We start from the raw sequence: 22,253 nt of genomic DNA on the forward strand, positions 1-22,253 counted from the left end.
ACTGTAATGAAAGCTATTTTTTATCTGCGGCCTATGCTTTCGCTAATTTCAAAAATGAACTCAATTAGAAAATCATACTATGGTAATAGAATCTTTTTTTTGATTCTTTCAAAATCCTCAATTTTTCCAATTCATTACGCACATATAATTCACTACCCCAGATATATAAAATATTCTCACTGGTAGTAATAATTCTCGGACCCATGGTTAAAATACCGGTTATCTTTCCGTCTTGGAACCCGATTATGGCATAAGTGTTCATTTCTTTCCAGGGTTCAAGTACCACTAGCACACTTTTATCACCATTCCGAAATCCCACAAATATCCTCCCATCATAATAGGGGAAAAATGCAGTCGCTTCACTCATCTCATTTATTGTGAAAGTCTTCAAGCTATCCGTTTCAGGATTTAAAATGTAAATATTATTTCCGGTCAATAAAATAATGTCATTGGAATATGGATAAATCCCTAACTTGTTGGTAGCAAATCGAAAATCATTGTACATCTTCACGATGCCCTCGCTAAGGTCCCATATCCTCAATTCTCCATCGGCACTGTTTGAAATGATAAATCTTTTTTTCTTGATTACTATCCCGCAAATTGCCTCCTTGTGGCCAGTCAGGATTTGTGTTATCCCGGAATTTATATCCCATATGATTATTCTTCCATCCCTTTCACCGGTAGCAATGAGATTGTTACGGTCAGAAACAATTAGTGAAGGCTGCGCCAAAGTTTCAAAATTGATCAATCTATTCTTCTTGAAATCCATGGCATTGACCGTATTTTTTTGGTTTATCCAGCAAATGAGCTCATTATGGATGCAAAAATTGGAAATGATTTTTTCTTTGACCTCAATAAAGTAATTCTGATTGTTTATCCCCATTAGCAGGCCTAAAGTTTCATTTCTATCAGAATACGCAATTATCCCTGGACTATAATAAGCTATCTGCTGTGGCTTAGTCTTATCCAACTTTATGGTCTGAAGGAGGTGAGGCAGCAATTGGGGATTTTCATTATTAATCCTTGAAAAATGTGTGGTTTCTATTTTAATCGGTTTTTCTTCAATTGATATTTTGTTGCCAAAAAGGGTCAGAAAATTTTCGCTTTTACTTTTTAACGATTCTTCGGTAGGAAGAACTTTTGTCAACGATTTGGTGAATTCTCCAATGCGAATGTAATCAGCCCAGGCGCGGACTTTTTTTCTGCCAAAGACCTCTTTTATCTCTTCATTGTTCAAACGCGAACCTACGGAATTATCAAGGTTATAAACAAAAACATCCCCATTACGATAAAATTCGGTTTCCTCAATGGGCGGTTTTTCGGTGAAACTTAAACAATCCCTAACCCGCTCTAAAATTCCCTCTCGGGTCTCAAGGTTGATTCTCCTTGTGGAATAATTTGTGCGAAAATTTACAATACAATCAAGATAATTGTTTTGATAAAATGTCTTCAGAACCTGATAAAAATAAAACTCATCCAGCCAACCATCAAGGATAATTAATTTTTTATGAGCATGCTGTTTTATAAAATTAGAAAAAGCTTCCGCTGGTGAAAGTCTTTTTTCCCCCATCATCTCAAGAGTGTAATATTGAGGGGGCATGAATTCTTTGACAAATTCTTCTCCGATCATTTTGCTGAACATTGTGCGATGAGCCGGATTGTCACGCATCAGATAAAGAATGTCATTTTTTGATATATTACCAAAACCATTCTTTAGGGCCTCACAAAAGTAGGTTTTGCCGGTTCCCGAATCGCCAGTGACAGCGATAACGACGGGTTTTTTGAGACTCATCAGATGATAGATGGTTTCAGAAAGTTCATAAAGACCCACACTGCTTGGCTTGAGGGATAAGATTGGAGTTGCGGGGATATTAGTAAAATTTACATTTTCAATTATTTCGTAAAAGCCTATTTTTTTGAGACTGTATAGAACTTCCTCAAAGATAATTTTATCATTTTCATTCAGCAATTCCAATAAGGTCGTGACAATGGATAGATCAACGGCTTCTTCTTTATTCCTTTCTTCGGCACCAATCATCCCTATCGCCCAGGCGAGGGCAATTTTAATTGATTTTTCGCGGTGGACCCGGTATTTGGTCATTTCCGGAAGAAGTTTTCTTCCTAAAATACCGAGTTTCCCAATGGCCCACAGTGCTTCCGTTTTTATCTCAAAAACCGGCTGTTGATATCCAGGTGAGACTATCAGATAATCGGGTAATCGGAGAATTCTACTTAAAAATTCAACCATCGGGTAGTAGCGCACATTGCCTAAGGCATAAATGATGTTTGAGCAGAGATTTGTATTTTCTGGTTTGGTATTTTTTAAAAGATCCATCAGCGTCACCGCACAGCGAGGGTCTTTTAGAGCTCCTAGCACTGCCACGATTTCAAATTGCAGCCCGGGCAAATCCAAATTAATAGATTCTTTTAGAATTTTTATAAGTGGTCGAACAAATGATTTTCCTTGAACTTGCGAATAGCCAATATCAAATTCACTGGGGAAACTCAATAATTCATAAACCTCGCTTATTTCCCTTTTCTTTTCAAGCTTTTCTCTAAATGAAATCTGCTGGTCGTAAAATTTAATTTCTTCGTTTATAATGGTGGAAATGAAATTAAAAAATTTATTTTCTTTTAATACCCTATGGACCTGGCAAAAACTTTTATATAATGAATCGTCTTGCAAGAGATTTCTTAATTTTTCCTCAAATTTATTCTTTCTATAAAGATATTCCTGTTGTCTTTGTTTTGTTTTATAGTCCCATGGTGGAATGTACTGATTTACATTATTAACATAGCAGTCATATTCAATCAAATCGTAGAGAAGCTCAAAGGTTGCGAGTGTATCTGCAAACTCTGTAAATCCTAAAACATTTTTGAATTTTAATATTAAATTGGGATAGTCATCATTGCTGGTTATAGTGTTAAAAAGATTAAGAACCTGCTCTTCGTCTCTAGCAATATTCAATAATTCCCAAATCCGAAACCAGACCTCGCATGAAATTATCTCCCTGAGCGTCCGGGGATTTTTTTGCCAATTTCCATTTTTATCAAGAAAATAAAAATCATAACAGTCATAATGTTTTAGTAAAATCTGAATATCATTCGGTATTCTTTCCGAATTTAATGAACCCAATTTAATATTTGGTTAGATTTTTCAAATCGGCTTCTAAGTTCGTTGGCTGGATAACTATTAACCAGCCCCTACCATATGGATCGGTTATCAATTCGCTATAGTTTCTGTGTAAATCTTGGTTAACTCTTATCACCTTTCCCGATACCGGAGTCCATACTCGGTAAACCTGTTTTGTACTTGTATTTATCCGGACGCAGGCCTCTCCCTGATATCTCATTTCCCCAAGGCCGGGTAACTCCAGCATTGCAATTTCTTTAATGCTTTTGACCAGTTTTTCATGTGCACCGATTTTAACATTACCATCATCTTCAATTTTAGCCCACGAATTATCCACGATACAATAATAGCCGGATGGAATGGGCTTCAATGCAATCTTATCTTTTAGAGAAGATTCAAGGGCTCGTTGCACCAGACTTCTTAATTCTTCCGGAGTGAACGGCTTTGGTATATAATCAAATGCCCCGAATTTAATCGCTTCTACGGCAGTTTTTATTGAAGGAAATCCGGTAATGAGAATGAATTGAACATCGGGTGTTATGGCTTTAACCCTTTTTAAGAGTTCAAGCCCTGTGATGTCCGGCATCATCAAATCGGCAACAATTAAGTCATAACGGTTGGTATTATGTTTAACTGTAGCTTCCTCACCGCTCAATGCGATATCAACAATATAATCAAAATCTTCAAGGGCACTCGCTATGCTTTTGCAAATCGTTATCTCATCATCAACCACTAAAATTTTAAATTTTTTTTGTTCCATTTATACCTCCCTTTTATTTGTATCACTTTTCCCATCGTGACATTTCAATCTCCTAATTTTGGTAATTTTATTTTAACGGTTGTTCCTTTATTGACTTCGCTTTGAACTTCAATGCTACCATTGTGTTGCTGGATAATACCGTAACTTATCGAAAGCCCCAGTCCTGTTCCTTTGGATTTTTTAGTGGTGAAGAATGGATCAAATATCCGGTCTAAATTTTCTCTTGGGATACCAATACCTGAATCTGTAATAACTATTTCAACAAATCTATCATCACCCGACGACTGAGAGCAAATTTTTAGATTTCCTCCGTTAGGCATTGCATCGATTGAATTTAATAAGATATTCGTCAATACCTGTTTGATTTTACTCTCATCCGCCATAATTGGGGGGAGATTTTTATCGAGATCGATTTCCACTTTTATATTATTAGCAAGGAAAACGCTTTCAAAAAGAATTAAGGTCTTATTAATAATTTCATTTATTGAAATTAGTTTCATCTCAGGTGGGGTCTGACGTGAGAACTCTAACAACCCACTAACAATCTTTGCACACCGCTGGGTTTCGTCAATAATCATATCAAGTTTTTCCCTTAATTTAGAATCTTCTTTCATCTTTTCTTTAATCAGATGACTATTTATGAGAATCGCGGTGAGAGGGTTGTTGATTTCATGGGCAATACCGGCGGCAAGCCGACCAATTGCGGATAACTTTTCATTTTGGACTAATTGTTCCATTGCCTTCTCTAATTCTTTCGTCTTTTCCTGCACTTTTTGTTCAAGGGTTCGCGTCAGACTGACATACCCTTCGGTGGCTTGCTGCAGAGATTCGACCATTTGATTGAAAGATGAAATAAGTTCACCGAGCTCATCGTCAGAGGTAATCCTTGCCCGCGCTGCCAGGTCTCCTTTTGATACCCTTTTTGTTAGCTGATACAATTCATTTATTGGTTTTGTTATACGCTTTACCGTGAAGAAAGAGATAATTGCCAAGGCGACAATGCTGGAGAGTGCAATAAGGATGAAGATTGAAACCACCCGGTTTCTTAAATAAACATAAGGTGCCTCAAGCATCCCCACATATAAAATCCCGACAATTTTATCGTTGATATCCCGGATTGGTTCATAGGCAGTTATAAACCAATCATTTACGACAAATGCTCGGCCAATCCAAGGTTTCCCAGTGATGAGAACCTGATTGTATACCTCCTCAGAAACTCTGGTTCCAATCGCCCTCTCTCCCGAGATATCACGAACATTGGTAGTTATTCTTAAGTCTTTCAAAAATATGGTGGCAGTTCCAATCTCCTTGCCCCGGAAGCGTTCGTCTTTGTAAACAATGTCCTTGATTTTATCAACTATCTCAAAATTTCTATTTAATAATCTACCGCCATACACCACTCCGATTAGATTATTGTTATCATCAAAAACTGGTGCTCCCGCAATGATTATCAAACCAGCCGTCTCGAGGGTGTCAGGGCGAGGTTTGGCCTTGGGGGTTGGGAGAATTTTGATTTTTGCACGTTGGGACAGTTTTTCACTTTCTTTTTTCAACTCCTCTTCCGATATAATCATTACTCCATAAATACTTTCCTTTTTTTCCAAAACCATTTTTAATATCTCATTTTCGGGATAATCGTCATAATATCCAGGATTTTCCGCCCGGATGATGACTCGTCCATTGTGATCGGTGATGTTCAATATATCAAGATTTTCATCTTCTTTAACCTTCCTCAACTCCTTTAATAAGAAAAACCGATTTTTTTTGACCAGTGCATCTTTCACAAAATATCGGCCAGCCGTTAGCCGGATGATATTCTTTATAGTCCTGCCTTCCTCTTCCAGAACTTCTCGGGCGGTATTCAGATCAAGTTTGACCTTTTCTTGTCCTTGAGCAACGATTGTATTTCCAATTAGTTGAATCCCAGTAAAAGTAGAGAGAAATATGCCAATAACTATTACTGTTGAAAAACTAAAAATCAATTTCGTCTGTAATGGGAGAAATTTATGTTTCATTCGAGTAATTATACTGATTTAATTGCCATTGTCAATCCATAATTGAGGAACCCGTTTTCATCAAAGTGTTGAAATTACGGTTTTCCTCCGCCGAGGAAAGTATCATTTTTAAATTTCAAACCTTGGCTGAAAACCCTCAAGTTAACAAAGATTATTGTCTTAAGGCGGATTGATGTGCTAATTTGAATCTAATTTTTTATTTCTGAAAAGGGCAAGAGAATGGTAAAAACTGTGCCCCCTCCTTTTTTGTTTTGCACATTTATCGCTCCGTTATGGTCGTGAATAATTTTTTGGGCGATATACAAACCCAAGCCTGTTCCTCCTTTTTTGGTAGTGAAATAGGGTTCAAATATCTTTTTTAATAACGGAGGTGGAATCCCCGGGCCATTATCCATTATCCGAATCTTAATATTTTTTCTGCCCTTTCTTAATTCAATACGGATTTCGGGTTCCAAAATCGAACCAGAAGTAACTGCTTCAAGAGCGTTTAAGAGCAAATTTATAATTGCACGCCGGAGTTCTTCTGGATTTCCTTTTAAAATTATATTCTCATCAATTATTTCACTGTATTTTACACCCTTTGCTTTAGCCTGCTCCTTTATAAAGCAACTGAGCTCTTTGACCAGTTGACTCAAATCAAAATCCTGTTTTATCTTTATTTGCGGACGCGCCAGCGAAAGAAAGTCGCTGACTACCCGGTTGAGAGCATCAATTTCTCTTATTAACGCAGTAAGGAGCTGGTTGTATGTTGCATCAGAAGACGGAAATTCTATCTGGAGGCGCTGGGCAGCAATTGCTAAACCATTGAGGGGATTTCTTATCTCATGGGCAAAATTTGCCACCAGATTGCCCAGTAAACTTAACCGTTCTTTCTCCTGCTGTTCCTTTTCTATTGCGCGCATATGGGTAAGATCATTCACAATAGATATCGTGCCGGTAAATATCTGCCCGGAAAGATATAATGGATAGGTGGCATATTTTATTACCTTTTGATAAATCTCTTTCTCTTCCTCAACAAACTTACCCGTTTCCCGCACCAGTTTAACAGAAAATTCATCCTGCAAAAATATTTTTTCATATTGTTGATTTAATAAATCTGTTTCTGGTATACCGGTTATTTTAGTGAACATTCTATTGACACCTTTTATTTTTCCTTTTTCGTCAGTGAGCAAAATGCCTTCGGCAATGGAACCAAGGAGTTGGGTAAAGAACTGCTCACGAATTTGATAACTTTGCTGTCGGATAAACACCGTAAAAAGGGCGATACCGCCCGCCAGTAATATTAAAAAAATAATCCCCAACTGGATATAGGTATCCTTAACATATTGGTGATATCTATCAAGATTCATCCCAATCCGGAATAACCCTACAGTTTCCTTTTCTACGGTAAAGGGGCGGACAATTTCTAAAATCTTTTTATTGTTGTATTTTATTATTCGCGTGACTTCTTCACCGGTCTGATATGTCTTTAAAAGAACGGCATCGTTCTCAATTCGTGGTAAGGCCTTGACCCCAGGGGTGGCAAATATAATCCCTTTTAAATCCTGGAGCGCAATATAACTTATTGCAGGATTTACTGCCAGTTCAGTAAGAATTTTTCCGATACCGTAACTCTGACTGAATTTTTTGACTTCTTCCGCGGATAATTCAATTTGATAAATAAACCGCTCACCGCGATAGATGAGACGGATATAGTGCTCACCTAAAACAGAAAAATAATGATAAGTAACTTTTTCATTCTCTTGAAATTTTTGATAATCAATCTCGTGGGGCATGCCCGAGGTTAGAATGATTTTTTTTCGTGCAGGCTCATAAATGAGTAACGAGCTAAGATTAAAATTACGCCGGAGGCGGTCAATGTTTTCTTTATTCAGACCGGTTTCGTTGATATAGTAAATAATGTTAAGCAAATTCTCCGTAACCTTATTTTCAAGTTCCCCTTCGGCAAAAATTGAATTTTCCTGGGCAAGCGCAATTAAACTCAAGAAAGAACGAGCCTCTTCCTGAAAAAGAGCGAAAAGAGTATGCTGGTTATTGATAATTCCGAAAATCAAAAAAGCACCTAAAAGAAAAAATAACGCAATGCTTACGAAAAGAAAGTTTCGGGTGTTCATATCAGATTTAGTACTGCATTGCCGATTTCGGTAGCATGAAAATTAATCCGCTCCAAATCGCTCAGAATATCAAGATGGATGGTGGAAGTTTCCAGGCTCTCTTTTAAACCACGATGCAGTCTTTCAATATGTTTTATCTCCAGTTCCTTCGCCAGTTTTAAACCGGTTTCCCGCCGTTTGACAACTTCTTCAGCAAGTTTTGCTTCCCGGGTCGTCAAGCTGGAGATCGCCATCCGCAGGGTGGTAAGCACATACTGGTGAAATTCCTTAAGTTGTGAGAGTCCTTCAGGCGAAAATTCCATCCCCCCATCTATTTGTTTTTTGGCGTAATTCATCAAGTTTTTTGAAATGATATCGCCGATATGCTCCAGTTCCGCAGTGATAGTCAAAAAACTGATTTGCATACTTTTGAGTTCCTGGTCCATTTCTTCTGGATTGAGTCGGGAAAGATAAGGTGTAACACGTTCCTCTACCTGGTCAATCTCATCGTCTGCCTGGATGATATTCTTACGCAAGACGATGTCTTTTTTTTCAAAAACAGTCATCGCATCTTCAAGCATTTTAATTGTTTTATACCCCATATCTATAATCTCTTTAGCTGCCTGGCCCAAACCAATTGCTGGAGTATCCAAAAATGATGGGTCAAGCCGTTTAATTCTGAGAAATTCCTGTTTTGTCTCACCAATCAACAATTTCAGAAATTCACTGTAGGGGTTAAGAAGCGGTAGAAATATTAACATAATGAAAAGGTTAAATAGAGTATGAAAATGGGCAACTTCCCGGGGTCCAATTTCTGACGGTGGTTTTATTAAATTGATGATTATTCCCAACAATATCACGCCGGTCATTTTAAACAAAAAATTGCCGATAGAAAGCCGGCGGGCTGTAGCTGAATCCGCGATAAGAATTGGAAATATCGTTGCCCCCAAATTGGCACCCAACACGAGATTGAAGGCCGCAGTGCTTGATATCCCTGATTCTAAGGTCAGGATTAATACCAGCCCAATGACCGCAGTGCTGGAACGGAAGACAAAAGCCATAAGTGTACTGACCAAAATTGCTATTAGCTGATTGTTTTTGAGATATTCCAAAAACGCTGTAAATCCTGGCAGATATTTAACATCGCTGATGCCGGTAGAGATAATTTTAAGAGAAAGGAACAATAGCCCAATTCCAAAAATAAACTGGGCAAGATTACGCAAATTGGGGAATAATAATCTCAAAAAGACACCCAAGGCAATAATTAATAACGCATAGTTTAAAATATTAAAAGCAAGGAGTTGGATAGCAATGGTGGAACCGATATTTGCGCCTAATAAAACCGCCAGCCCGGGGAATAGTTGGACAATTCCGGCAGAGGCGAATTTGGTCAAAAGGGCAGCCGTAGCAGTGCAGGAACCTAAAATAAGTGCCGCAATAAAACCGCTTAAAACAGCAGCGAAGCGATTATTGGCAAGATTGAAGAGCCAATCGCGAGTGCGAGCACCGAAACCTCTTACCAGACCTTTGCTTCCGTAATTTAAGGCAAAGATAAATAACGCCAGACCTCCGATGATTGAAACCAACATGACCCAGAACCAATCCCTCTCCATTGCCACAAAGTGAAAAATCTGAGATTCTTCTCGGTATTTCACAAGAATGTAGTAATCACCAGCACTCGCCCCGAGTTTAAGAAATGTCTTTGCATAGCCATCTTTATCTGTGTAACTAATTTCAGACTGGAGAGATGCTTTATTACGGGTGATAAAATTCTTTACCGGTTCTTTAAGGATTGAGAATGTAACCGGTACATTTGGAATCCCCACCCCCTGTTCATCAACGATCCGGACCACAATCGGGTTTTTTAATAAGGTGTTGACAATACCGATTTGTTCATCACCTGAAATATTCCGGCCTAATGGGTCACTTGCTTTTAAAAGAACTCCCAAGACAAAAAACCAGATTAGATTTATACCAGTCATTATCATATATTATTCAACTCCCAGTGAAAGTCAATATCACGGGGTGTTGACTTTTGTATGATGGTTTGTTAAGACCAACGCGAAAATGAAAATGCAAGCATAAATGGAGCTTGTGTCACAATCCAAATTTTTGTAGTAGCCGCACGCTTCAGGGTGCGAAATGACTTAAGATTTTAGATATATTTATCCGCAGGCTAAAGCCTGTGCCTACCATTTACAGGATTTTTTATCAAAATTCGCCCAATTGAACCTATGGACAAAATTTATAAAAGCGCAACCTGGACTTTGTTGATTCTCTCGTAGGGGAATTCTGGGTTCTGCAAAAACGGAGAAAATGCAAAACCAAAAACTTTCCCTACGGGTAATGGTGTAATAAGTGCAACCTTAAAAGGTTCAATCTACATTGCCAATTAGAAGGTGAAAGTAGGATTTTTTTACGAGGCTAAAATACAGGAAAGGTAAAAAAACAAAAATTTGAACAAAGGTAATGAAGGAGAAGCTCTTGGTGATATTTAAAAGTGTGGAAATTTTTCTTTTAGGTCTTGATTTTTTCAAAATTTTCTATATACTATCTTATAAAAATTTTTTATGATGGCCCCGAAAGGAGGTCTTTTTTATTATGAAAATTTTACTTGTCGAGGACAACATCGCTGTAAAAGAAACGCTTAAAAAAGTGCTGCAAGATATGGGGCATCAAGTGGTGGAAACGAACAACTGTGTAGACGCCTTATGTAATCTCCAGGGGGATGGTTTTGACTTAATAATCAGTGGCCTACTTCAACCTGTCCTGGATGGTTTACAGTTCTGTCAACAGGTGAAAACTAATGAAAAAACCAAATCTATACCATTCATAATATGTATCCCAGGCGAAATTGAAGAAAATGAACGCCATTATTTTGAAAATCTCGGTGCGGATGGTGTTTTAAACAATACCTTACCTCATGAAGCATTAAAGACTAACCTCATTAAGTTAATGACCGAGATAGAGAAGAACCCTTTAAAATCACGCATCCCCTCTCAATCTTTTGATATCGGTGTCCTGCAGCGGTATTCAAAATATTTCTTAGATAAATTTACCGGCATCTCCACAAAGTATCAAACGCTTTTCGAAATCGCTGGTGATGGAATAATGATTTTAAAGGACTACAAATTTATAGAATGTAACCAGAAGGCTTTAGAAATATTTGACTGTCAACTGGCTGATATCATCGGTGCTTATCCATATGATTTCTCTCCAGAAAAGCAACCCGATGGTAAAAATTCAAAAGAGAAGGCGATTGAGATGATGAACAAAGCGCTTGAGGGTGAGCCAATAATGTTTGAATGGCTCCACCAGAGAAAGAATGGCACATTGTTTTATACCGAAGTAAGTCTCAAAAAATTTGAACTTATTGATGGTGTATATCTACTGGCATTAGTGCGTGATATTACTGAGCGGAAAAATACACAAGAAAAACTCAAACAGAGTGAAGAGCTTCTGCGCGCAGTATTTGAATCCGCCCGTGATTGTATTTTTATTAAGAATAAGAATTCACAATACCTAATGGTAAATGAATGCTTTACAAAAAACTTAGGCATACCGATTTCTGAAATCATTGGTCGGGATGATATTGAATTGTTTGGTCCCCAAAAAGGAGAAAAATTAATCGAAGATGATCGAAAAACCTTAAAGGGTGAAATTGTTGAATCTATCTGCGAGATCGGCGTAGGTAACAAAAAGAAAAAATTCCAGATCATCAGGGTTCCCTTGCACGACGAGCAAGGCAATATCTGGGGTTTATGTGGTATTGCCCGTGATATAACCGAACAGGAAAAGATGCGAGAGAATTTAGTGAAAAGTCGAGAGCGTTTAAGATTGATCACCGAGAATATCACCGAGATAATTTTCATGCTTGATATGGATTTAAAATTTACCTTTGTGAGCCCCTCAATTAAAATTCTGGGATACGAAATCTCTGAGTTATTGGACGGTGGTATAGAAAAGTTATTAACTCCGGAGTCCTATGCTGAGTTATTGAAGGTACTGAAAGAAGAAATAGAACTTGAATCCTTACCGCAGAAAAATCTGGAAAGATTCCGGTCTTTGATTCTACAAGTAAAAAGGAAGGATGGCACTAAATTGTGGTTTGAAACGCGATTGCGGTTCATCCGTGATAGTGAACTAAAACCAGAAGGCATCCTCGGGGTAGCCAGGGATATAACCGAAACCTTTGAAGCCCACCAGAAATTGAGAAAGAGTTACGACCAATTAAATAAAATCTTAGAAGGAGCGGTCACGGCTCTGGCATCGGCGGTAGAAAAACGCGATCCTTATACTGCCGGTCATCAGAAGAGAGTTTCCGAGTTGGTCTGTGCAATTGCGGAAGAGATGAATTTATCATCAGAAGTGGTTCACTATCTAAGGATTGCTGCCTTGCTCCATGATGTTGGCAAGATATATATTCCTGCTGAAATCCTTGCCAAGCCTACCACCCTTACCCCACCCGAATTTGAGATTATCAAAACCCACCCTCAGGTGGGATACGAAATCTTAAAACCAGTGGATTTTCCCTGGCCCATTCCTGAAATCGTTCTACAACACCACGAAAAGAATGATGGCTCTGGATATCCCAATGGTTTGACCAGTGAAAAAATAATGCTGGAGGCGAAGATTTTGTGTGTTGCGGATATCGTGGAGGCGATGATGTCACATCGTCCCTATCGCGAGGCACTTGGTCTTGATCAGGCACTCGCCGATATCAGCAAGGGAAGGGGGATTAAATTTGACGAGAAAATCGTGGATATCTGTATAAAACTTTTTAGGGAGAAGGGTTTTTCCTTTACCAAATAATCATTCCCTTCTTTTTATCAGGGCATAAAGGACACTACCCAAACCGATAGTGGAAGCAACATAGAAAATCGTAATACCAAGTAGCCAGATAAGAATCCCTACGAAACCGGTGTTTTTTAAAATTATCCCAATCAGTAAAACTAATACCGTTGCCAGATAGCCAATCGTGAAAAGACCGATTTTATTTGAGACCTGCCAGTTTAATCCCTGGACCAGCCTTTCGCCCATAACTTGAGCAAAGGCGGTTAATCCAAAGATAAAAGCCATGAAAAATGCGATTAAGAAGGCGGGTATTATTGGAATACCAATGATTGAGATGACAAAAAGAAGAATGAGTGGTATGAAAAGTATCTCTGCACCAATACCTAAAGCGATCCCGATCCAGATATCTTTTTTTATGCGCATCCCAATTCTTTCGATCGCCCGCGGAAAGATTAAAAGAGAAAGGAGCGATAAGATATAACACACCGCGAGTGCTGCCAGAGATCCGACCAGAAATCCTGTATAGAATGTTCTAACCCCTTTGCGTCCCTTCAATAATCTACTGAGTTTTGGCATTACTTTATCAAGTCTACCTATATCTAAGGCCTTAATTTCCCCTTTAACGATTGCGTAGTCAGAACGTTCAACACTCCCTCCGATCACAGCAATATCACCTTCGATCACCGAGCCAGAATCTAATTCCACAGTTCCACCGGCGACCGCAATATCACCTTCAATCCGACCACAATTCTTAACCGAACCACCCGCCACTGCCCCATCGCCGGTTATCGTGCCATAGTTTTCCAGAGCACCACCCAATACTACTACATCACCATCAATCTTACCCTGTAAAGTCACTGAACCGCCCATCACAACAAGGTCACCCTTAATCACCCCTTCGATGAAGGCATTCCCACCACTGATTGAAACATCTTCCCAGAGTGTATCGCCCGCTTTCAACGAAAAATCACCTGCAACCTTATGGGTGCAGGATTCAAAATGCCAAATGTCAACGATATCACTCTTAAACCAGAGCAATGCAATTAAAAGAAAAAAAGAACTCATTCTGCCTCCAAAATGGTTCCTGAACCCTTCAATAATTTGTAGAGAAGAATTACCAGTATTCCAGTGCCCACAAAAAGGACCACCAGCCGGATTAGGAAACCGAGGTAGGGGATCATGCTCACCAGGGTTATTATCACCAGCCCAAGAATAAATGAAATAAATGGGGTAACTTCCCCTCCCCTTTTGAATAATTTAATCAGCAAATCACCAAACCCTGTAGCAAAGACGATAGAAGAGAGATAAGCTAAGGTGAAAAATAAGAATAAGCCAAATATTGCAACAGGAAATCCGATTATCGTAAGCAAGGCGATCACAATTGCCACCGGAATGACCGCCAGTATCAAAAATCCCAAGCCTAAGTTTTTCCAGAACTGGGTTTTAAAAATCCTACTCATCTTTTTGAAATGATCCTTGAAAAGGGCAATAAGGACTAATCCAATTACTAATTCGCTGATGAAAAAAATTATTTTCATTATTCGCATAAAATCGGAACCCTTTTTTCCTACTTTGGGTTTTTCAGTTATTTTTTGAAATTCTACTTTTCCCACAAGTTTTGCAGCAGAATCAATCGTAGGTTCCTTCTCACTTTTAATGATTAAATGACCCTTGATGCACGCCGTGGATTTTATATTAACTTCGCTACCTTCAATCTCACCATCCTGAACATTACCTCCGATATCATAAATTTTTGCAGCTCCTTTAACTGTTCCCTTAATATCCCCATTTAAATTTATCTCCTTACCGTAACCCCAGAAGTCTTTTTTAAGAAAAAATGTGCTATCTGTATCCAATCTTTTACCGAGAAACAGGATATTGTTATCTACCGCTCCTGATACATCAAGTTGACTGCAGAAGGCTAAGATCGTTCTTGTGCCAGTGGTATAAATCTTTATCTCTGCACCACTGACAAAGATCGTGCCATTCACCTTTCCGGTTACCTCCACTTCCTGAGCGCAGGCAAAGATATCACCATTGATTACCCCCTTGATCTTTATTGAACGAGCCAGGGCAATTATATCATCGTTGATTATTGTCCCTTCAGAACCTATGGAAAGATCTCTACCGGTGCGCAACACCAGTGAGAATCCAGGCACGACCAGAATGACAACACTGAAAACCATCCCGATTGTTTTTAATTGCATAAAGCCTCCTTTTCCTTAAAAATTTTACCAAAGAAATAAAACAGAATTATGATTGAAATAAAAATGTAGACGAAAGTTAAAAAATGGAATCTCAAAAAATGAATTACGATATTTGATAGTTCAATAGTAAAAGGTTTAATTTTGCCGAAGATTTTAAAAACCCAAAAGGAAAAATGCAATACTGATGCCAAAGAGCGATGCCCAATTGGAGTAAGGACCAAAATCACCAATCCCGATAAATAAACGAATCCCAAAATAGGCACCAATTTATACCATGCCTTTCTTCTTATATTGAGGGTTAAAAGAACCCGGTCATTGAAATCGATACGCGGAAAGAACTCAGTGAGTTCAAAAATATCTTGGCATAAATCTTCCATTTCATTGTAATAATTCAAGCATTGGGGGCATTCTTTAAGGTGTTCATTAAGCTTTACCAGTTCCTCCTGGGTTATCTCCCTGTCTAACTTTTTTTCAATAAGATCCAATATCTTTTTATGTCTCATCATTAAGTAATACGAAAAAAAAGCAAAAAAGTTTCATGCCAACAAACCCATTGATTTTTCCGGAATTCTATTTATTATTATGTGTGAGTTATTCGGAGTCGTTTGATATAATCGTTGTCGGTGGTGGTCATGCCGGAATAGAAGCATCACTGGTCAGTGCCCGTTCAGGGTTCCACACACTTTTACTCACCCTCAATATTGATAATATTGGACAGATGTCCTGCAATCCATCGATCGGCGGCCTTGCCAAGGGACATCTGGTAAAGGAAGTCGATGCCTTAGGAGGCGAAATCGGATTCCTTGCCGACCGGACATGCGTCCAGTTTCGGATGCTCAATCGCTCCAAGGGTCCTGCAGTGTGGTCGCCCCGCACCCAGAATGACCGTGCCCGTTATAAACAGGAAGCTCAACATGTCCTTACCAATCAAAAAAATTTGGTCATCAAACAGGAAGAGGTGATTGAAATCCTTACTGAAAATGGACACGTAAAAGGAATAAGAACCGGCATCGGCAACGAGTACTTCTGTCGCGCCCTAATCCTGACAACCGGAACCTTTCTAAATGGGCTGATGCACATAGGTCTGGAAACCTATCCAGGTGGAAGACTGGGTGAACCAAAGGCTGGTAATCTGAGTGAATCTTTAAAGAGAATTGGTTTTAATCTGGGAAGGTTGAAAACTGGTACTTCACCGCGGGTTGCTAAAAATTCGGTCGATATTTCCCGTATGGATATACAAAAAGGTGAAGAACCGATTGAACCATACTCATACCGAACAGTCAATTTGGGTATAGAGCAATTACCATGTTATATTACAAGAACAAATCCTCAAACCCATGCGATTATCAATAAAAATCTGGACCGCTCTCCACTTTACACAGGCCGGATTATTGGCATCGGTCCCCGGTATTGTCCCTCAATCGAAACAAAGGTGGTAAGATTCCCAGATCGTAATTCCCATATTGTCTTTGTTGAACCTGAAGGATACGACTCAGGTGAATACTATCTCAATGGTCTTTCCACTTCCTTACCTTATGATGTCCAGGTGGATATCCTCCATTCAATAACAGGTCTGGAGCAAGCAATAATCACCCGACCGGGTTATGCGGTTGAATATGATTTTGTTTATCCTATTCAATTATATCCGACCCTGGAGACAAAATTGATAAAAAACCTTTTCTGCGCCGGTCAGATAAATGGCACTTCGGGCTATGAAGAGGCCGCAGCCCAGGGTTTTGTGGCTGGAATAAATGCAGTGCGGAAATTGAAAGGTGAAACTCCATTTATCCTGAAAAGGTATGAAGCATATATAGGGGTATTGATTGACGATCTGGTCACCAAAAATACCTTAGAGCCTTACCGGATGTTCACCTCCCTTGCCGAGCATAGATTACTTCTGCGCATTGACAATGTCTATGACCGATTGATGCATTATGGCGTGGAATTCGGACTGGTGAATAGAGAATTCTATGAAAGAACAATGGAAGAAAGGAAAAAGATTGATGAAACAATTTGCACTTTGAAAAAGACGATCGTCAAACCAGAAACTATTAATCCCCTGCTTTTGAGTCGGAATGAAACACCATTAACCGAAACAATTGGGGGGACGAGCTTGTTTCAAATCCTAAAAAGACCAAATATCCACTGGTCAGATATTAAAGATTTCTTATCTAATTCATTAACGGAAAGAATATGGTTTAGGACCGAGATTGAAGTAAAATATGAGGGGTATATAAAACGCGAAGAAGAATTAATTGAAAGATTGAAAAAAATGGAGAATGTAACAATCCCTGAAGACTTTGATTTCAATAGTGTTCCCGGAATTTCTAATGAAGCAAAGTCAAAGTTAAATGAAGCCCGACCAAGTAATTTAGACCAGGCCTCAAGGATTCAGGGTATTGGTCCGGTGGATATCATCCTGTTGCTCATGCATCTGCGCAGGAAAGGAGCATGACCGTGTATGAGGAGATAGTTGATTATCTACATACTAAGATGTTTATTGTAGAGTCCGTTCCTCTGGGGACGAATTTAATCTTTTTTGGACGTTTATATGAACCACTGGAGAAGAATATCGAAGATATAAAGGCATTTTGTAAAGAACGCGGCTACACGCCGTTTTTTAGCCAGGAAGGAATACACCACAAAGTGATGATGGGAATAATGCCTGAATTCACGGAGAAACCAAAAATCTGGCTAAATGTGCTGCTTTTCGTGGCTACCATTTTCACTACACTCCTTGCCGGTTCATTTAATAGCGGCGGGAATCCCTTACAAAACTTCGCTGATATTTTACTCGGTGTTCCTTTCTCTTTCTCCCTCATGGCAATATTGACCTGCCATGAACTCGGACATTACTTTGTCTCTAAAAGATATGGGCTGGTGACAAGTCTTCCCTATTTTATTCCTGTCCCCTTCCATTTTTTGGGCACCTTCGGGGCAATCATCAGGATGAAATCTATTGTCCCTTCCCGTAAGGCATTATTAAGAATCGGCATGGCTGGGCCATTCTCGGGATTTATGGTCGCCCTTATCGTATCGATAATTGGCATTGCCCTTTCTGAAATAAAACCCGCACCCGCTGCCGGGACGTATTTGAAACTCGGCGATTCCTTACTTTTTTATATTCTCGCCCGCATTGTTCATCCGGTGATACCCGAGGGTTCGGACCTCTTTCTACATCCCATGGCATTTGCAGGTTGGATTGGATTTCTGATCACATCAATGAATCTGATGCCTATCGGTCAACTTGACGGTGGACATATCGCCTATAGTGTTTTATTAAAAAATCAGAAAAAAATCTATCTGCCATTGATTCTCGCTCTGATCGGCTTCGGTATCTTATGGCAAGGTTGGATAATTTGGGGTTTGCTGGCTTTTATCCTTGCCCGACAGGAACCCTTAATTCAGGATACCCTGACACCACTTAGGCGGCAGGAAAAAATCTTTGCCTTGATTGCCCTGGTGATATTAATTCTGACTTTTATTCCCCAGCCCTTTTCAATCTTTTAAGACTTATCGGTTTACTCTTTCTTTCTCACTTCCCAATAGGTGCCAATCATAAATCCGATAACAATTAAAAAGAGTATCAATAGGGTGCGCCAAAAACCGAATGTGGCAAGAAATACGCCGATGATACCAGCAATTATTGCACCGACAATACCTTTATTGAATCGTTCCATGAGATATTTTATTCATTTTCTCCGGTATGTCAAGGAATCAAACTAAAAAGAAAGGTCATAAAGATAAGCTGCGGCACCTGGGGCAACAAATCCGTCAACCCGTTTTCCCAGGAGGTCTAAGTAGGTCAAAAACAGTTTTTCTTCATTAACTCCCAAATGGGTAGCAATATGAGAAAAAACAAACCAGACCCGCTTGCTGCCATGGAGTCGCTGGATGTCATAGTAATATTGGGTCCAGTTGTGGCGTGCTTCAATACCTGTTATATAGGAAATGTTTAAATCCGGAAACCGAGTCTGATAATAACGGAAGGCATTCACTGACCCATAATAGAGATAAACAATATCCCCTTCCCGTTTGTTTTCTAACAGGTATTCCAGAACCGGGCGCAGTTCTTCTGGTGCCCGGGGTTTAAAAACATGAAAGAAAGAAAGTCCGACAGGATAAAGATATAAAAGCAATGCGAACATGACTGCTATCGTGCGGTTGTTCTCTTTTATCAACACAAAGACTTCAGAGATCCCTTGGGCTACGAAGATCATCAGCGCTGGAACAAGAAAAAGGAGTAGCCGACCCTCAAAAGGATAGAGTTGACCCATAGAAGCGAGGATAGTTATTAACAAAGGGAGGCTGAATTCTCCGAAATAAATCTTGTTTTTACGGAAAAGATAAATTGCTCCCACAACGAAAAAGAATGCCGTGGGGATGATTTCATACAGTGAAAATCCCCCGGGGTTTTTTAAAATGCGGCCGAGGAGATAGAAAAATCGATAAAAATCCTTCCAGGTGAAAGGAAGAGGAACAAAACTTTCTTGCCAGAATGCGCGCAGTTCAGTATGGATAAGATAATGACGCAAGGAAAGTGCATAGTTTAGGAGTAAACTGATTATCCCGAGTAACCCCATGACGAGAATGACAATCAAAACATTATGCCTTCTGGTTTGTAAAGCACAAAATAGCAAAACCAATCCCGAACCCAAGAAGATGAATACCGAAGGAAAAGAAAACCAGTGGATGATGATACCCAGGATACCCCAGCTGAGGAGAATACTAATTTTCAAACCATTCTGACAGGCACGGAGAGTGATTAATACTAATAGCAAGCCCCAAAAAACATCGCTTGCATAAGGTTTGACTTCTGAAGAGAAATAAATCAGATGGTCATTTAAAATAAAAAGACCGAGGGCAAAAATTAGAAGCCGGGAATCACCCATCAATTTTAAAATAGCATAGAACAAAAAAATGGTGAGGATGCCGGTGATTAAGGGAAAGAGTCTCAGGGCATATTCATTATTACCTAAAAGATTAACCAAAGACTTTTCAATGTAAAGGAAGCCGATGGGTGCAGCCTGGACATAATCTAATGGTTTGAATAACTCTGAGTATGATCGGGTAATGATGTTCAAGGCTAAAGGGGCTTCTCCTTCGGTCAGAGAACGGTTGTAAAAGTACTGGGCAAGCCGGAAAAAAACACCAGTTGAAATTAAGATATAAAGAGATATTCTCCAAACTTTTTTGACTGTTTGCGGCATTTAAGATTATAATGATGGTTACAAACCTGTCAATCACTCTTGACAATCAACGATTTGTGAATAATATAATCATATATTTCCTTTCACAGGGGAGCGATTAAAAGGAGGTCCTATGCGCGTGATGCTCTCATTGCTGATTATGTTGCCGGTTCTGGTCTTCGGCAACATAATCTACGGTGGTCCAGGAGACCGGATATCGGGTTTTGCACCGGGTGATACACTGGTGGATACATTAATCGTAACCGTTAAAGTGCCGGCAAGGATAGGATTGTATGTCTTGGGCAATACCGAATTTGATTTAAGCAATCCCGCACTCACCTATCCACCAGCAGTATTCCCGGGATACTATGACCCGACGAGTGTCCAGGGGACGAATACCGACGGTATCAATCTTCAGGTCTTTTCCAACTCTAATACAATGACCTGGCATCTGGAGACCTGTGGAAGCGGTGATTTTACGCCCACGATTGCCCTTGATCAGTTGTATTATGCACCGGATGGCGAACCAAATCCACCCGATGGTCAGGACCCTCCAGGTGGAAACTGGAGACCCTTTACAACCACCTATACCGAAATCGCCAATGGTCAGAAGACGAATGGCTGGCTTTCCCAAGACCAGGATTATATCTTCCAGGCTGAAGAGGATGACGAACCTACACCTGCTGGTGGTGCTACCGCGACCATCTATTATCGCCTCTACGCCCAATAATCATCCGGTATCCTGTCCAATTCACCAAAAATTGGGAGGTTGATGAAGATATCTTTGAGACTTATAGTCCTGATATCTTTTTCAGCCTCCCTTTCCTTTCCAGAAACAAGAATCCGTATGGAATTAGATACTAATGTGGAATTTGATCTGGGACTCCTCGTCTTTCCTCCACTCATCTATCCCACCTACTATTATCCGACTGCTGCCTCACCTGTCAACCCCCAGGGAATAAATCTAATTCTGGGCTATCAACGGATTGGACCCAGCCATTCTATCTCCAGAATTTATCTTGCCACTCGGGGAAGCGGCGATTTTTGTCCTTCTATTCTGATCGGACAGTTATATTTTGCTCCGGATGGTGAACCTTTACCTCCACCAGGGCAGGACCCTCCTGGTGGAAACTGGCGACAATACTCCTTGTTTTATCAGGAAATAGCCCAAATCCCTGTCTTTGGTCCGGGGCTGGACCGTATCCCCTTTCCCCAGGATTTTGTCTTCAAAACAGAAAGGGATGATGAGCCGGGAACTTATCACATAACTTTATACTTTCGCGTTTATGGATTATAATAAACAAAAACTGACTCTCATTTTTTTGATTCTGCCAGGGTTTCTTTTTTCATATCTCGGTTATACGGTGACACCTGCCCGTATTGATAAAGCCCTCTTCAATGTGGAAGAGATAACCGAAGTTTTTGAAGTTCAAAATCTCGCTAACGATACCCTGCGTATTAAACTCGCTTTTGAATCTTTTGAGATTGATGAGAATGGCAGAACTGTTTTCTTTAGCAGTGAGAGTCTTAAAAATTCAATCGCCTTATACTCCCTTGTGAACCCTGAAGAATTCCTGATACCACCCCAAGCAAAAGAATTCGTCCGGTTTACTTTTCGCATGCCCGAAGATACACTCGTGGAGTATTATGGAATGTTGATCTTCAAATCACAGCCTATACCTTCGGTCTATCAACCAATGATTCAGATTGCCGGCGAGATCGGCATACCGATCTACTACTATAAAGCGAATGAGTCGATAAAGGAGATAGGAATTGAAAGTCTGTATGTAAAAAACGACAGCTTTTTTGTGGTGGTGAAAAATAAGGGCAATATCCATGCACGGCTGACCGGTTCAACAGTGATTCTTACCACTGACGGGAAAATCAGATTCAAGGATACCATACCGGAGTTTGTGATTTTACCCCAGAAAATAAGGAAATTAAGAATGCCGGTTAAAGAGTCCCTTATTCCTGGTGAATACCTGCTCAAGGTATGGTTGGATTTTGGGGCATCGAAGGTGATAGAGAGTGAGCGGCATTTGAGGATTGAAGATTTCTGAGA

The 22,253-nt window shown here is 39.7% G+C and carries 16 protein-coding genes; 6 read left to right on the forward strand and 10 right to left on the reverse strand.

Annotated features, from left to right (window positions below; translation table 11 throughout):
* Positions 1-64: 64 nt before the first annotated feature.
* The 5 genes from ABIL39_00835 to ABIL39_00855 form a co-directional block, all read right to left on the reverse strand.
* Entirely contained in the window at positions 65-3,136 is a 3,072-nt protein-coding gene (locus ABIL39_00835) for a hypothetical protein (protein MEO0164669.1), read from the reverse strand.
* Between the two features lies 1 nt (position 3,137).
* A complete protein-coding gene (locus ABIL39_00840; GenBank protein MEO0164670.1) occupies positions 3,138-3,893 on the reverse strand; it encodes a response regulator in 756 nt (251 codons plus the stop codon).
* Positions 3,894-3,937: 44 nt separating this feature from the next.
* Positions 3,938-5,908 (reverse strand): cache domain-containing protein, encoded by a 1,971-nt coding sequence (locus tag ABIL39_00845; protein ID MEO0164671.1) that lies wholly within the window; start codon positions 5,906-5,908, stop codon positions 3,938-3,940.
* A gap of 188 nt (positions 5,909-6,096) precedes the next feature.
* Entirely contained in the window at positions 6,097-7,962 is a 1,866-nt protein-coding gene (locus tag ABIL39_00850) for an ATP-binding protein (GenBank protein MEO0164672.1), read from the reverse strand.
* A gap of 56 nt (positions 7,963-8,018) precedes the next feature.
* Complete coding sequence (locus ABIL39_00855) at positions 8,019-9,989, reverse strand: Na/Pi symporter (GenBank protein MEO0164673.1); 1,971 nt, start codon at positions 9,987-9,989, stop codon at positions 8,019-8,021.
* 613 nt (positions 9,990-10,602) lie between these two features.
* Here ABIL39_00855 and ABIL39_00860 point away from each other — a divergent pair.
* Entirely contained in the window at positions 10,603-12,813 is a 2,211-nt protein-coding gene (locus tag ABIL39_00860) for a PAS domain S-box protein (protein MEO0164674.1), read from the forward strand.
* Here ABIL39_00860 and ABIL39_00865 read toward each other — a convergent pair whose 3' ends face one another.
* The 3 genes from ABIL39_00865 to ABIL39_00875 are packed head-to-tail and all read right to left on the reverse strand — an operon-like array spanning position 12,814 to position 15,505.
* Positions 12,814-13,860 carry a hypothetical protein gene (locus ABIL39_00865; protein ID MEO0164675.1) on the reverse strand — a complete coding sequence of 349 codons (1,047 nt, stop codon included), beginning with the start codon at positions 13,858-13,860 and terminating at the stop codon, positions 12,814-12,816. It abuts the gene before it with no gap.
* Complete coding sequence (locus ABIL39_00870) at positions 13,857-15,002, reverse strand: hypothetical protein (protein MEO0164676.1); 1,146 nt, start codon at positions 15,000-15,002, stop codon at positions 13,857-13,859. Before ABIL39_00870 ends, ABIL39_00865 begins: the two co-directional genes overlap by 4 nt.
* On the reverse strand, positions 14,993-15,505 hold the full coding sequence (locus ABIL39_00875; protein ID MEO0164677.1) for a zf-HC2 domain-containing protein: 513 nt from the start codon (positions 15,503-15,505) through the stop codon (positions 14,993-14,995). The genes ABIL39_00870 and ABIL39_00875 overlap by 10 nt, the downstream gene beginning before the upstream one ends.
* An 83-nt stretch (positions 15,506-15,588) precedes the next feature.
* On the opposite strand from ABIL39_00875, the gene mnmG reads away from it, so the two are divergent.
* Positions 15,589-17,457 (forward strand): tRNA uridine-5-carboxymethylaminomethyl(34) synthesis enzyme MnmG, encoded by a 1,869-nt coding sequence (gene mnmG / locus ABIL39_00880; GenBank protein MEO0164678.1) that lies wholly within the window; start codon positions 15,589-15,591, stop codon positions 17,455-17,457.
* Complete coding sequence (locus tag ABIL39_00885) at positions 17,454-18,512, forward strand: site-2 protease family protein (GenBank protein MEO0164679.1); 1,059 nt, start codon at positions 17,454-17,456, stop codon at positions 18,510-18,512. Before mnmG ends, ABIL39_00885 begins: the two co-directional genes overlap by 4 nt.
* A gap of 11 nt (positions 18,513-18,523) precedes the next feature.
* Here ABIL39_00885 and ABIL39_00890 read toward each other — a convergent pair whose 3' ends face one another.
* Both ABIL39_00890 and ABIL39_00895 read right to left on the reverse strand, forming a co-directional pair.
* Positions 18,524-18,682: a DUF2273 domain-containing protein gene (locus ABIL39_00890; GenBank protein MEO0164680.1), complete on the reverse strand. Its 159-nt coding sequence runs from the start codon at positions 18,680-18,682 to the stop codon at positions 18,524-18,526.
* 42 nt (positions 18,683-18,724) lie between these two features.
* Positions 18,725-20,212 (reverse strand): hypothetical protein, encoded by a 1,488-nt coding sequence (locus ABIL39_00895; protein MEO0164681.1) that lies wholly within the window; start codon positions 20,210-20,212, stop codon positions 18,725-18,727.
* A 112-nt stretch (positions 20,213-20,324) separates the two neighbouring features.
* Here ABIL39_00895 and ABIL39_00900 point away from each other — a divergent pair, with 112 nt between their 5' ends.
* Genes ABIL39_00900 through ABIL39_00910 form a run of 3 tightly spaced genes read left to right on the forward strand, consistent with a single transcriptional unit; the run spans position 20,325 to position 22,251 of the window.
* Positions 20,325-20,921, forward strand: a complete 597-nt coding sequence (locus ABIL39_00900) for a hypothetical protein (GenBank protein MEO0164682.1) — start codon at positions 20,325-20,327, stop codon at positions 20,919-20,921.
* Positions 20,922-20,963: 42 nt separating this feature from the next.
* A complete protein-coding gene (locus ABIL39_00905; GenBank protein ID MEO0164683.1) occupies positions 20,964-21,488 on the forward strand; it encodes a hypothetical protein in 525 nt (174 codons plus the stop codon).
* Positions 21,478-22,251: a hypothetical protein gene (locus ABIL39_00910; GenBank protein MEO0164684.1), complete on the forward strand. Its 774-nt coding sequence runs from the start codon at positions 21,478-21,480 to the stop codon at positions 22,249-22,251. Before ABIL39_00905 ends, ABIL39_00910 begins: the two co-directional genes overlap by 11 nt.
* Positions 22,252-22,253 lie beyond the last annotated feature (2 nt).

This window comes from candidate division WOR-3 bacterium (assembly GCA_039802205.1).
GTDB lineage: Bacteria > Hydrothermota > Tepidihabitantia > SM23-42 > JAOAFX01 > JAOAFX01.